Genomic DNA, 12,649 nt, shown 5'->3' on the forward strand with positions numbered 1-12,649 from the left:
AGGGCTCGTCGGGCACGTCGAAGCAGGGGCCGCCGGACGGGCCCGGGCCGCTCAGCGCAGGCCCGTCCGGCGGGGTCGTGTCAGCCGGGGAAGCGTCCGGTGCTGCGCAACTCCCAGCGCCGCTCGGCGTAGGCCAGGTCGTCGCGCCACAGCCGCCCGGCCGTCTGCCGCATCAGGGGGCGCAGCACGGGGGCCGCGGCCCGGGCCAGGGCGAAGCCCCGCCGTTCCGAGGCGGCGACGACCGCCTCCACCACGGCGGTCCGCGGCTGCCGCGCGTCCGCGGCGGTCAGCGGCGTGGCATGGGTCTCCACCACGGACGTGGCCCCCTCGCCGTCGGTGATGCGCATCAGGACGGTGCGCGGCTCCGGCGCAGTGAACTCGGCCCGCACGGGCACCACCAGACGGCCCGCCACCCGGAAGGAGACGTCGACCACGAAGGCGTCGTCCTCGTCGCCCTCCTGGTCGCCCCGCGGTTCCCGCACCACCGTCAGATCGACGAAGGAGTACGGGTGGAACCAGGACCCGTGCCACGGGTCGAGCCGGTTGGCGACCACGTCCTGCGGTTCGCACCGCCCGACCGCCGTGAACACCGCGTCCACCCCGCTGCCCGGCGCGGGCCGGACCGGCACCACGGGCCGCTCCGACGGCTCCTCACCGCCGACCGCGTCCAGCCGGACCCACACCAGCACCCCGTCGTCGTGGACGGGGTACGGCTGCCAGCCGGCGAACGCGGAGCCGTCCAGGGCCAGTCCGTGCCAGTGGCACACGAGCGTCCCGCACACCACCCGGCTGTCGCGCAGCGGGGCACCGAGGTGCGGGCAGACGCCGGGACCGGCCCGGAGCTCACCCGCCGGCGAGCGCCACAGCACCACTTCGACGCCGCCGACGGTCCTGCCGCAGGGGCGGCCGGGGCGCACGTCGCGGGAGGCGCCGACCACGAACCAGTTGCCCGACGGACGGGCACAGGCCCGCTTGAGGGTGTCGGCGATCAGCGCCGGACGGGCGTCGCGCCAGGTCGGCGTCTGCTCCGCCCAACCGGGGCCGCGGCGCCGCCGCAGCGGTGACGTCCAGCGCGGCCGGTCCGCCCGGTCAGCCATGGTCCGATCCCTTCCGTTCCCGTCCGTCCGGGCCCCGTCGCCCGGGCCCCAGCCGCTCGCGCCCCCGTTGTCGTTCCTGCCGTTCTTGTTCCTGCCGTTCTTGTTCCTGTGGTGCGTGCCGGCGGGCGCGGGCCACCTTGAGGACACCGGCCGCGGCGGTGGCGGCCCGTCGTCTGCGGGGTACCACGGCACGGCGGTGCAGCACGGTGTAGTCGTGCCGCGCGATCGCGTCGAGGATGCCGCCGTACAGCGTGAACGCGGTCCTGATGCAGGGCCGTACCCGTGGATCGAGCATCGCGATGCCCGGTTCGGCGTCCCGGTACACGTCCCTGGTCAGGGCCTCGGCCGCGACCAGCGCCGCCCGGATGCGCGGGTCGCGGCGCCCGCTGCGGCGGCTCCACTCCAGCAGCTCCCGGTCCACCCCGTGGGCGGCGAGCAGGTCCGCGGGCAGGTAGACGCGCCCCCGGTCCAGGTCCTCGCCCACGTCCCGCAGGAAGTTGGTCAGCTGGAACGCCACCCCGAGGGCCGCCGCGTGCGGTGCCGCCTCCTCGCGCGGGACGACCGTGCCGAGCACGGGCAGCATCTGCAGGCCGATCACCGCGGCCGAGCCGTGCATGTAGGCCCGCAGGGCGGCGTAGGTCGGGTAGTCCGTGACGGTCAGGTCGGCGCGCATCGAGGCGAGGAAGTCGGCGAACAGCTCCACGTCGATGGCGTAGCGCTCGGCGGTGTCGGCCACGGCCCGGACCACCGGTTCGTCCCCGCCGCCGGTGCGCAGCGCGTGGGCGAGGTCCTCCTCCAGCCGCTTCAGCAGCAGGTCCCGCTCGTCCGGCGTCAGCCGCCGGTCCAGGTCGTCGACGATGTCGTCGGCCCAGCGGGCGAAGCCGTACAGCGCGTGCACGGCCGTACGGCGTTCCAGCGGCAGCAGGCGCGTGGCCAGGAAGTAGGTGCGGCCGTGGCGGGCGTTGAGCTGCCGGCACCGGCTGTAGTCGGCGCGCAGGCCGGGGTCGGTGATCCCGGCGGCGTCCAGTTCACGACGGGTCATGGGCACCTGCTCCGGTCGGGGTGGGCGGGCGGCGGTACGGGGGCCGGCCCGCCCGGGGCACGGCGGCAGGGCCTCCGGTGACGCGGGCGGCGGCGAGCTTCCCGCTGATGAGCACGGTCGGCACGCCGACGCCGGGTGTGGTCCCGCAGCCGGCGAGCACCACGTTGTCCAGGCCCCGCACGAGGTTGCGCGGCCGGAAGGGCCCGGTCTGGGCGAAGGTGTGGGAGACGGAGAAGGGACTGCCCGCCGCGTGCCCCTGGGCCGTCCAGTCCAGTGGGGTCACCAGCAGCTCCTCCTCGACGCTGTCCGCGAAGCCGTCCAGGCCGCGGCGATCCAGCTCGGCGACCAGCCGGTCGCGGTAGCGGGGCCCCAGGTCCCGCCAGGCGGCGGCGGAGGGACCCACGGCCGTGTTCGGGCAGGGCGCCAGGACGTAGTGGAGGTGGCGGCCGGGCGGCGCCAGGGACGCGTCGTGCGCGGTGGGGCGGGTGATCAGCAGGGACGGGTCGCTCATCAGCCTGCCCGTCCGGGTCAGTTCCTCGAAGGTGCGCTCCCACGCGGCGCCGAAGGACAGCGTGTGGTGGGCGAGGTGGGGCCAGGTGCGGTCGGTGCCCGCGTGCAGGATCACCGCGGACGGCGAGTGCCGCAGCGGCACCGGACGCCGGGGCGCCCGGCCCAGCAGCCGGTGCGCGGCGGGCAGTTCACAGGTCAGCACCACCGCGTCGCACGGGATGCGCTCGCCCGAGGCGAGATGGACGGCCCGCACCCGGCCCGCCGAGCGTTCCAGCGTGCTCACCTCGGCCGACCAGCGCACCTCGGCACCGGCGGCGCCCGCCACGTCGGCCATCGCCCGGGGCAGCGCGTGCATGCCGCCCTTGGGGAACCAGACCCCGGCCACGGTGTCCATGTAGGCGATCACCGCGTACGCGGCGAGGGCCCGGGCCGGGGCCACACCGGCGTACAGGGCCTGGAAGGAGAAGACCCGGCGCAGCCGGGCGTCGGACAGGAAACGGCCGATCCGGGCGTCCAGCCGGCCGAAGCCGCCGAGCGCCGCGAGACGGGCCAGGTCCGGGTGCGCCAGCTGGAACGGCGAGTCGAAGTTGGTGTCGATGAACCGGCGCATCTGCGCCCGGTACAGCCGCTCCAGCCAGCCGCGCAGCCTGCGGTAGCCCGCCGCCTCCGCCGGTCCGGCGAAGCGCCGCACCTCCGCCTCCATGGCGTCCCCGTCGGTGTGCACGTCGAGTGCGGAGCCGTCGGCGAACGCGGCCCGGTAGGCGGGGTGCAGGGGCAGCAGCTCGACGTGCCGGGAGAGGCTCTCGCCGACGGCCGCGAACGCCTCGTCGGCCAGGTGCGGCATGGTCAGCACGGTCGGCCCGGTGTCCACCAGGTAGCCGCCGAGCCCGACCCGGCCGGCCCGCCCGCCCGGCCCGGCGTCCCGTTCGACGAGCGTGACCCGGCGGCCGGCGCCCAGCAGGTGCAGGGCACACGCCAGTCCGGACAGGCCGGCTCCCACCACGACGACATGGTCCGTGGGACCCGTCACGGTCCTCATACGAGCTCCTGCGCCTGCTGCGGGGCGACACCGGCGGCCCGCCGGACGAGGTCGGCGAACTCCCGCCGTACGGCGGGGGCGGCGCCGGATGCCTCGAAGTGCCGCAGCCCGGCGGCGGCCAGGTCCGCGATCCTCGACTCCACCTCGGCCCGGGCGCCCGTCCGCTCCAGCGCCGCCCGCATCCGCTCCACGGTGTGCCCCGGCCGGGCGTCCGCGTCCGGGGCGAGGACCGCGGCGGCGTCCTCGTCGCCACCGGTCTCCGCGAGCCGGACGGCGACGGCGAGGAGCGGGGTGAGCTTGCGGGAGCGCAGGTCCTCGTCGGCCGGCTTGCCGGTCAGCGCCGGGTCCCCGAACGCGCCGAGGAGGTCGTCGCGCAGCTGGAAGGCGAGCCCCGCGCAGCGGCCCGCGGCCCGCAGCGCCCCGAGGGTCCGCGCGTCGGCGCCGGCCAGCGACGCGCCCAGTGTCAGGGGCCGCACGACCGTGTACCGGGCGCTCTTCAGGACGGCGATGGTCAGGGCCTCCTCCGCGCCCGACGCGCCGCTCGCCTGCGCCCGCAGATCGCGGTACTGCCCGGCGACCATCTCGGTGCGCATGGCCCGCCACTCGTCGTGCAGCCGCGCGCCGTACGGGGAGGCGAGCGCCGTCTCCGTCAGCAGGTCGTCCGCCCACGCCAGCGCCAGATCGCCGGCGAGCACGGCCGCCGACGTCCCGAACGCCTCGGGGGAGCCGCCCGCCCCTTCGGCCCGGTGCCCCCGGGCGAAGTCCACGTGCATCGCGGGTCCGCCCCGGCGCAGCGGCGATCCGTCCATCACGTCGTCGTGGACGAGCGCGCAGGCCTGGAGGAGTTCCAGGGCGGCTCCGGTGCGCAGGACCGCGCCCGTGTCGCCCGCCCCGCCCGCGGCCCGCCAGCCGCACCACACGAACGCGGTCCGCAGCCGCTTGCCGCCCCGCCGGACGAACGCGGCGACGCGCTCGGCCATGTCGTGGGTGAACACCGCATCCGTGTCGTGTGCCTGCCGAAGCCGCGCGTCGAGCACCCGCTCGAGGACCGCCTCCATGGCACGTGTGGCTCCGGGAGCCGTGAGCGGGGCGTCGTTCGTCTCCGTCGGTCCGGCCATCGTCGACCGCGGTACAGGCATGCGCAACCCCTTCTCGGTTCCGGTCATCCGCACATCCGTGCTTCGGCTGGGAGCGGTGTTTCGGATGCGCCGGGTTCTGGCGCTCTCAGTCGCGGCCGCGGGCCTGCCGGAACCGGGCCAGGCCCTCGCCGAGGTCGACGAGCGGTTCCGGATAGCGCAGCCCGGCCCGCCGGCCGTCGGGCAGCCGCCACGGCTCGTGCACCGCGGAGCCGCCGATGTCCGCCAGCTCGGGCACCCAGCGGCGGACGTAACTGCCGTCCGGGTCGTAGCGCTTGCCCTGCAGGACGGGGTTGAGGACGCGGTGCGGGCGGGTGTCGGTGCCGGTGCCGGCGACCCACTGCCAGTTGAGCTGGTTGTTGACGAGGTCGCCGTCCACCAGGAACCGCAGGAAGTGCCGGGCGCCGATCCGCCAGTCCACGTACAGCGTCTTGGTCAGGAAGCTCGCCACCACCAGCCGGGCCCGGTTGTGCATCCAGCCCTCGTGGCGCAGCTGGCGCATGCCCGCGTCGACCACCGGATAGCCGGTACGGCCCTCCCGCCACGCGGCGATGTCCTCGGCGGCGTCCTCCTCGCCGCGCCACCGGTCGTCCCGGGAGCGGTAGTCCCGGACGGACACCTCGGGCCGGGCCGCGAGAACCTGGTGGTGGAAGTCGCGCCAGCACAGCTGGCGGACGAACGCCTCCGCCCCGGCCCCGCCCTTCTCGCGGGCCCGCCGGACGACCTCCACCGGCGACAGCGCCCCGAAGTGCAGGTAGGGCGACAGGCGTGAGGTCGCGTCACCGGCCAGGTCGTCGTGCCGGTCCTCGTAGCGGGACAGGTCCGCGTCCGCCCAGCGCGCGAACCGCTCCCGCCCGGCGGACTCCCCGCCGGGCGGGAGCTCCGGAGACAGGTCCGTCCCCGCCGGGCGCGCGGGCGGGTCCTCGCCGCGGGCCGCTTCGGGGACCCGCACGGCACGCGGCGCGGGCAGCGGGTCGCGCAGCCGCTCCTTGGACCAGCGGCGCATGTACGGGGTGAACACCGCGAAGTGGTCCGAGCCGGCGGGTGTCACGGCCCCGGGTGTGAGAGCGGTGATCACGCCGTCGTGCACCCGCAGCCGGACACCGTCGGCGTCGAGTTCCTTGCGCAGCCGCTCCTCCCGGCGGTGGGCGAAGCCCGTGATCCCGGCCGCCATGTGCACCTCCGTGGCGCCGCACGCGGCGGCCACCGCGCGGACCTCGCGGGCGACCGGCCCGCTGCGCACGACCAGCCGCCCGCCGAGGCCGCGCAGCGACGCGTCGAGGTCGGCGAGGCAGTCGGCGAGGAAGGCGGCGCGGTTCGGCACGTCGAAACCGGTGGCGTGCACGGCCGGGTCGCGCACGAACAGGGGCACCACCTCGTCCGCCGCGTTCAGGGCGGCGTGCAGGGGCGGATGGTCGTGCAGACGCAGGTCCGAGGTGAACAGGACGACCGCGACGGTCATGGTGTCACTCCTGGTGCGGTGATGCGGATGCCGTTCGTTGCAGGACACTTCGGCGCCGGCGGGCCCGCCGGAGGCGCGAGCCGCCGCGCCGTCCGCCGGTGCCCTCGGAGGCGGCCCGGGCGATGTTGCGGGCCATGCCGCCGAACACGGCGGCATGGAAAGGGGCGACGCTCCACCAGTAGGCGTGGCCCAGCAGGCCGCGCGGGTGGAACAGGGCGCGCTGCCGGTACCGGGTGCGGCCCGCCTCGTCGGTCTCGGCGTACATCTCCAGCCAGGCGAGGCCGGGCAGCCGCATCTCGGCGCGCAGCCGCAGCAGATGACCGGGCTCCAGCTCCTCCACCCGCCAGAAGTCCAGCGAGTCACCGACCCTCAGGCGCTCGGTGTCCCGCCGCCCGCGGCGCAGCCCGACCCCGCCCGCGAACCGGTCCAGCCAGCCCCGGACCGCCCAGGCCAGCGGGGAGGAGTACCAGCCGTTGTCGCCGCCGATGCCCTCGATCACCTTCCACAGCGCGGCCCGGGGGGCGTCGACCGGCCGCTGCCGTTCGTCCTGGTAGAGGCTGCCGCCCGCCCAGTCCGGGTCGGTGGGCAGCGGGTCGCTGGGCGCTCCGGGCACCGATGCCGAGGACCAGCGCGTGGCGACCTGCGCGTCGCGCACCTTGCGCAGCGCCAGGGCCAGCGCCTCGTCGAAGGGCTGCGGCCTGCCGGGGAGGTCCGGCACGTACCGGGCGATGTCGTGTTCGCGGCAGACGACCTCGTGCCGCAGCGACTCGGTCAGAGGCCGGGCGAGGCCGGCGGGCACCGGGGTGACCAGGCCGACCCAGTGGCTGGACAGCCGCGGGGTGAGGACCGGGACCGGCACGATGAACCGCCGCGGCAGCCCCGCCACCTCGGCGTAGCGCAGCATCATGTCGCGGTAGGTGAGGACGTCCGGGCCGCCGATGTCGAAGGCCCGGTCGACGTCGTCCGGCATGGTGGCCGACCCGACCAGGTAGCGCAGCACGTCCCGCACGCCGATGGGCTGGGTGCGGGTGTGCACCCAGCTCGGGGTGACCATCACGGGCAGACGTTCGGTGAGGTAGCGCAGCATCTCGAACGACGCCGAGCCCGAGCCGATGACGACGGCGGCCCGCAGCACCGTCGCGGGCACGGGGCAGTCGAGGAAGATCTCCCCGACCTCGGCACGGGAGCGCAGGTGCGGGGAGAGCGACTCCTCGGGCACGTCACGCGGCGTCAGTCCGCCCAGGTAGACGATCCGCCGGACGCCCGCGGCCCGGGCCTGATCGGCGAAGACCCGGGCGGCGGCGCGGTCGGTCTCCTCGAAGCGGGAGCCGGTGCCGAGGGCGTGCACCAGGTAGTAGGCGACGTCGACTCCGCGCATCGCGGCGGCCACCGACTCGGGGTCCGTGACGTCGCCCCGGACCGTCTCGGCGTGCGCCGCCCACGGGTGGTCGCGGAGCTTGCCGGGGGAGCGGGCCAGGCACCGGACGCGGTGGCCCTCCTGCAGCAGTTCCGGCACCAGGCGCCCGCCGATGTACCCGGACGCCCCGGTGACCAGACACTGCAGCCGCCGCCCGTCCGTCGCCATACCCGTGCCTCCCGGCGTGCCGTACCGCTGCCCTGCCGCCGGATCGCGACCGGCCCTGACGGGAACACTTCCGCCCCGGCCCCCGCGGCGGATGCACCCTTGGGGGGCTGATGGGTCCGGCGGGCGGTTCAGCCGTTCCGTCGGGCCAGGACGCCGGGCCACCACGCCCGCGGCCCGATGTCGATCACCAGGGCGGGCACCAGCAGGGAGCGCACCACGAGCGTGTCGAGCAGCACCCCGAAGGCGACGATGAACGCGATCTGCACCAGGAACGCCAGGGGGATCACCATCAGCGCCGCGAACGTCGCGGCCAGCACCACACCCGCCGAGGTGATCACGCCGCCGGTGGTGGTCAGCCCGCGCAGCACGCCCTGCCGGTTGCCGTGCGCCAGCGCCTCCTCCCGGACCCGGGACATCAGGAAGATGTTGTAGTCGACGCCGAGTGCCACCAGGAACACGAAGCCGTACAGCGGTACCGAGGCGTCCGTGCCGCTGAAGCCGAGAAGGTGCTGGAAGACCAGGGCCGACACCCCCAGCGTCGCCAGGAAGTTGAGCCCCACGGTCGCCACCAGCAGCACCGGCACGAGCAGCGAGCGCAGCAGCAGCATCAGGATCAGCAGGATGACGGCCAGCACGATCGGCACGATGACCGTCCGGTCCCGGGCGGCGGTCCGCTGGGTGTCGTACTGCTGCGCCGTGTACCCGCCGACCAGCGCGTCGGCCCCGGGCACCGCGTGCACCCGTGCGCGCAGCCGCTCGACGGTCCGTTTGGCCGCGTCGCTGTCCGCCGCCGCCTTGAGGGTGACGTCGACGCGCACCCGTCCGTCGACGACGAGCGGCTCACCCGCCCCGGGCCGCCCGGAGGCGGAGGCGGAGACGGCACCGGCAAAGGCCACGCCCTCGGTGTCGCGTGCGGCGGCCGTCACCTCGGCGGTGCGGTCCGCGTCGGCGATCACGACGGCCGGGTTGCCGGAGCCGCCGGGGAAGTGCGCGCCGAGCGTGGCCTGCGCGGTCACCGACGGGGCGTCGTTCACGAAGATCTCGTCCAGCGGCACGCCCTTGGAGGACAGGGAAGGAGCGAAGGCGGCGCAGACGGCCAGGACGAGTGCCGTGACCACCCAGGTCCGCCGGGGCCGGCCGTCCACCGTCCGGGCGACCCGCCGCCACACGCCGCTGCCCTCGGCGGCCTGCGCGGGGGGCTGGGGCCGGGACGGCCAGTAGGCGGTGCGGCCCAGCAGGGCCAGCGCGGCCGGCAGGAAGGTGAGCGTGACGAGCACGGCACAGCCGATGCCGACGGCGCCGACCGGACCGAGGGCACGGTTGTTGGTGAGGTCGCTCGCGAGCAGGGTCAGCAGCCCGAGCGCCACGGTGGCGGCGCTGGCGGTGATCGCCCCGAACGACCGGCGCACGGCGGCCACCGCGGCGGCGGAACGGTCCTCGCGCAGGGCGAGTTCCTCCCGGAAGCGCGCGGCCAGCAACAGGGCGTAGTCGGTGGCGGCGCCGATCACCAGGATCGACAGGATGCCCTGCACCTGGCCGTCGACCCGGACCACGTCCCGGTCGGCCAGCGCGTACACCACGGCACAGGCGAGGCCCAGCGCGAAGACCGACCCCAGGATGATCAGGAACGGCAGCAGGACGCTCCGGTACACCAGCAGCAGGATCAGCAGCACGGCGCCGAGGGCCACGCCCAGCAGCAGTCCGTCGATGCCCGCGAACGCGTCGGACAGATCGGCCTGGCCGGCCGCCGGCCCGGCGATCCGCACCGTGGTGCCGGGCACGCCCCCGGCCGCCTCGCGCACCGTGTCGAGGGCGGCGGGCAGTTCGTCGCCGAGGTCGGGCTCCAGCGGGACGACGGCCTGTATCGCCTCACGGTCGTCGGAGAGCAGGGCGGGGGAGGGGCGGCCCACGACGCCGGGCTTTCCGGCGAGGGCGGCGACGGCACGGGTGGCCTCGGCCTGCCGGCCCTCGGTGAACCGGGCCCCGTCCGCCGTCCACACCACGATGGCCGGCACGGTCTCGGCCCGGTCGAAGGCCGTACGGGCTTCCAGCACCCGGGTGGACTCGGCACTCCGCGGCAGGAAGGCGGCCTGGTCGTTGGTGGCCACCTCGCCGAGCTTTCCGGCGTAGGGACCCAGCGTCCCGCCCACCCCCAGCCAGACGAGCAGCAAAGCGAGCGGTACGAGCCGCCGGGCCCGACGCGGTGCGGTACTCATGCGCATCCCAAGCCGTAGAAGGAGTGACCGAAAGAGGAGTGACCGAGAAGAAGTAACTCAGCCATAAAGTATCTCAATCATTGAGAGATACTAGGCTGGGGGGATGAGCGGATCCGGTGCACCCACGGCATCTCTTCCGGCGGAGGACCCCACCGGGTTGCAGTCCTTCGCCGTTCTCCTGCGCCGGATGAACAGCGAGTTCAACCGCATCGCCCAGGAGTTCGCCCAGGAACAGGGCCTGCACCTCACCGACATGCAGGCCCTGATCGCGATCCTCGACGCCGACTCCGACCCGGACGCGGCGGGCGAGCCCATGACGCCGGGCCGCCTGCGGGGGCAGCTCAACCTCACGTCCGGCGCCGTGACCGCGTGCCTGGACAGGCTGGAGCGGGCCGGACACATCCGCCGGGTCCGCGACGCCGGCGACCGCCGCGTGGTGCACCTGCACTACGCCGAGGCGGCCCGCGGCCTGGCCCGCGACTACTTCCGCCCCCTGGCCCGGAGCACCGACGCCGCCCGAGGCCGTTTCAGCCGCGAGGAGCTGGAGGTGGTCGTCCGCTTCCTGGCCGAGATGAACGCCGAACTTGCCCTGCTGCGCAAGGGCTCCGGCTGAGTGACGGGCCGGGCCGATGCCCCGTGCCGTGGTGTACGGCGACCCGTACGCCGCCGAGGGATGGCAGGCCGAAGCCCTCAACCGGACGGTGCGGACCGGACACGCCTTCACGCACGTCATGGCCTGGGTGCTGGGCGCGGCCGGGCACGGGGTCTGCGGTCGCCGGCCTTCCTCGCCGTCGGCGGCGTGTGATGTGAGGGACGCCTGGCGCGCTGTGACACTTCTGTGCACACGCGCGCTTGTCTGCATGAGGGTGCCGCAGCGAACGGGGCGCGTCGGCCGGCACGCACGTGACATGAACCCCGGTGCGAACGAGGACGGTCTTGGGTCAGGAACGGCAATCGCGCTACCCGCAGGCCCACGACGACGATCTGGGCGAGGCCGTGGCGCGTGCCCAGCAGGGCGACGAGGCGGCCTTCGCGGTCGCCTACCGGCTCGTGCAACCGGGCCTGCTCGGCTACCTGCGCGGGCTCGTGGGCGACGACGCGGAGGACGTGGCCTCCGACGCCTGGCTGCAGATCGCCCGGGACATCGGACGGTTCACGGGGGACGGGGGCGGCTTCCGCGGCTGGACGGCCACCATCGCCCGGCACCGGGCACTGGACCATGTCCGCCGCCAGCGTTCCCGCCCCCGGCCGGGCGCGCTCGAACAGGACGTCCTCGACCTGCCCGGCCCGCACAGCACCCAGGAGCAGGCCCTGGAGACCATATCGACCGAGCGGGCCCTGGAACTGGTCCGGGGTCTGCCGCGCGACCAGGCCGAGGCCGTGCTCCTGCGCGTCGTCGTCGGCCTGGACGGCCCGGCGGCCGCGCGCGTCCTCGGCAAGCGCCCCGGCGCGGTGCGCACCTCGACGCACCGGGGTCTGAAGCGCCTCGCCCGTCAGCTGGGTCTCGGCCCGGAGGGCGGCGAGGGCGTGACGGAGGACGCGCCCCCGGCGCCGGAGGGCCGCCCGTCCCCACGACGTCGGCGGCCCGACAGACCTGCGTCACGGGCCGGCATCGCGGACCCGTCGAACAGCTCAGGCAGGAACGGACAACGGGCATGGGTGATCGGCTGAACCGCGACCGGGCGACGGGCCGTCGGCGCGCGGACCCCGGCGGTGCCGCGCCCGGGGCGTGGAGCCCGCGTGACGCCACCGCACTGCACACGGTCCTGGCAGCCGCCCTGCGCGCGGACGCCCCCGGGCCCGAGGCCGAGCGCCGGGCCGTGGCGGCGTTCCGGTCCGCACGCGACACGGGAGCCCACGCGGCGCGCACCCGGCGCCGGGACGACTGGCGGCCGCCCCGCAGTGGGCGTGCGGACCGTCAGGTGAAGACCGCGCTCGCCGCCGTGCTCACCAGCATCGCCCTGGGGGGAGTCGCCGTCGCGGCCATGGGTTCCGTCGGCCCGCCCGCGAACGGTACGGGCGGGACGACGCGCTCTGCGCCTCCCGCCCCGGCCCGCTCGGGCGGTCACGTGTCACCGGCCCCCTCGAACGGCCCGGAACGGGAAGGCGGTCGGCCCTCCGCCCCGGACGCCGAGGCCCGCTGCCGCGCCTACGAACGGGTCGACGGCCGCGGAGCGGCGCTCGACGCGACCGCATGGCAGCGGCTTCTCGCGGCGGCGGGCGGCGCGGACGAAGTCGACGCGTACTGCGCCGGGTTGACCCGGTCCACGCCCGAGCCCGGCCCGCCCGGCGACCCGGGCAGGGCCGGTGAGGCCGCGGCGAACCCCGGCGCGGGGACGGGCTCGGCGGGCAGCGGGAGTGCCACGGGCAAGGGCGGCGTCAAGGGCGGCCGCCCGAGCGGAGGTCCGGGCGGCGGTCCGGGCGGCGGTCCGGGCCGGTGACCCCGTCAGGTGCCCTCGCGCGGAAGCCCGGTGCCGATCTCCGGGCCGGAGCACCGAGGCCGCACACCCCTGTGACGATTCCGGAGCCACTTTCGGTGTGTAAGTAGTGAAGGAATTGGAC

The 12,649-nt window shown here is 75.6% G+C and carries 10 protein-coding genes; 3 read left to right on the forward strand and 7 right to left on the reverse strand.

Going from position 1 to position 12,649, the window contains the following annotated elements:
- Window positions 1–80 precede the first annotated feature (80 nt).
- From ACFV20_RS01440 to ACFV20_RS01470, 7 genes are all read right to left on the reverse strand, one after another.
- The gene (locus ACFV20_RS01440) at window positions 81–1,097 is read right to left on the reverse strand and encodes a DUF5914 domain-containing protein (protein ID WP_385651047.1); all 1,017 of its coding nucleotides are present in this window, start codon (window positions 1,095–1,097) and stop codon (window positions 81–83) included.
- Window positions 1,090–2,139 carry a phytoene/squalene synthase family protein gene (locus tag ACFV20_RS01445; protein ID WP_385651050.1) on the reverse strand — a complete coding sequence of 350 codons (1,050 nt, stop codon included), beginning with the start codon at window positions 2,137–2,139 and terminating at the stop codon, window positions 1,090–1,092. The genes ACFV20_RS01440 and ACFV20_RS01445 overlap by 8 nt, the downstream gene beginning before the upstream one ends.
- Window positions 2,126–3,688 (reverse strand): phytoene desaturase, encoded by a 1,563-nt coding sequence (locus tag ACFV20_RS01450; protein WP_385651052.1) that lies wholly within the window; start codon window positions 3,686–3,688, stop codon window positions 2,126–2,128. The genes ACFV20_RS01445 and ACFV20_RS01450 overlap by 14 nt, the downstream gene beginning before the upstream one ends.
- Complete coding sequence (locus ACFV20_RS01455; RefSeq protein ID WP_385651054.1) at window positions 3,685–4,827, reverse strand: polyprenyl synthetase family protein; 1,143 nt, start codon at window positions 4,825–4,827, stop codon at window positions 3,685–3,687. The genes ACFV20_RS01450 and ACFV20_RS01455 overlap by 4 nt, the downstream gene beginning before the upstream one ends.
- Window positions 4,828–4,912: 85 nt before the next feature.
- Window positions 4,913–6,286 (reverse strand): cryptochrome/photolyase family protein, encoded by a 1,374-nt coding sequence (locus tag ACFV20_RS01460; protein ID WP_385651057.1) that lies wholly within the window; start codon window positions 6,284–6,286, stop codon window positions 4,913–4,915.
- Window positions 6,287–6,290: 4 nt separating this feature from the next.
- Window positions 6,291–7,871 (reverse strand): SDR family oxidoreductase, encoded by a 1,581-nt coding sequence (locus ACFV20_RS01465; protein WP_385651059.1) that lies wholly within the window; start codon window positions 7,869–7,871, stop codon window positions 6,291–6,293.
- Between the two features lie 128 nt (window positions 7,872–7,999).
- Entirely contained in the window at window positions 8,000–10,087 is a 2,088-nt protein-coding gene (locus ACFV20_RS01470; RefSeq protein ID WP_385651062.1) for an MMPL family transporter, read from the reverse strand.
- A gap of 103 nt (window positions 10,088–10,190) precedes the next feature.
- Between ACFV20_RS01470 and ACFV20_RS01475 the strand changes: the two genes are divergently transcribed.
- The 3 genes from ACFV20_RS01475 (at window position 10,191) to ACFV20_RS01485 (ending at window position 12,528) form a co-directional block, all read left to right on the forward strand.
- The gene (locus tag ACFV20_RS01475; RefSeq protein WP_385651065.1) at window positions 10,191–10,700 is read left to right on the forward strand and encodes a MarR family winged helix-turn-helix transcriptional regulator; all 510 of its coding nucleotides are present in this window, start codon (window positions 10,191–10,193) and stop codon (window positions 10,698–10,700) included.
- A gap of 323 nt (window positions 10,701–11,023) precedes the next feature.
- On the forward strand, window positions 11,024–11,758 hold the full coding sequence (locus ACFV20_RS01480) for an RNA polymerase sigma factor (protein ID WP_385651066.1): 735 nt from the start codon (window positions 11,024–11,026) through the stop codon (window positions 11,756–11,758).
- Window positions 11,743–12,528, forward strand: a complete 786-nt coding sequence (locus ACFV20_RS01485) for a hypothetical protein (RefSeq protein ID WP_385651068.1) — start codon at window positions 11,743–11,745, stop codon at window positions 12,526–12,528. Before ACFV20_RS01480 ends, ACFV20_RS01485 begins: the two co-directional genes overlap by 16 nt.
- Window positions 12,529–12,649 lie beyond the last annotated feature (121 nt).

The sequence above is a fragment of the Streptomyces sp. NPDC059696 genome (genome assembly GCF_042733745.1).
Lineage (GTDB): Bacteria > Actinomycetota > Actinomycetes > Streptomycetales > Streptomycetaceae > Streptomyces.

Bases quoted from the DNA above. Each gene is read 5' to 3' on its own strand.
- ACFV20_RS01485 (WP_385651068.1), top strand. From the start codon at position 11,743: ATGGGTGATCGGCTGAACCGCGACCGGGCGACGGGCCGTCGGCGCGCG.
- ACFV20_RS01475 (WP_385651065.1), top strand. From the start codon at position 10,191: ATGAGCGGATCCGGTGCACCCACGGCATCTCTTCCGGCGGAGGACCCC.
- ACFV20_RS01455 (WP_385651054.1), bottom strand. From the start codon at position 4,827: ATGCCTGTACCGCGGTCGACGATGGCCGGACCGACGGAGACGAACGAC.
- ACFV20_RS01445 (WP_385651050.1), bottom strand. From the start codon at position 2,139: ATGACCCGTCGTGAACTGGACGCCGCCGGGATCACCGACCCCGGCCTG.
- ACFV20_RS01460 (WP_385651057.1), bottom strand. From the start codon at position 6,286: ATGACCGTCGCGGTCGTCCTGTTCACCTCGGACCTGCGTCTGCACGAC.
- ACFV20_RS01440 (WP_385651047.1), bottom strand. From the start codon at position 1,097: ATGGCTGACCGGGCGGACCGGCCGCGCTGGACGTCACCGCTGCGGCGG.
- ACFV20_RS01450 (WP_385651052.1), bottom strand. From the start codon at position 3,688: ATGAGGACCGTGACGGGTCCCACGGACCATGTCGTCGTGGTGGGAGCC.
- ACFV20_RS01465 (WP_385651059.1), bottom strand. From the start codon at position 7,871: ATGGCGACGGACGGGCGGCGGCTGCAGTGTCTGGTCACCGGGGCGTCC.
- ACFV20_RS01470 (WP_385651062.1), bottom strand. From the start codon at position 10,087: ATGAGTACCGCACCGCGTCGGGCCCGGCGGCTCGTACCGCTCGCTTTG.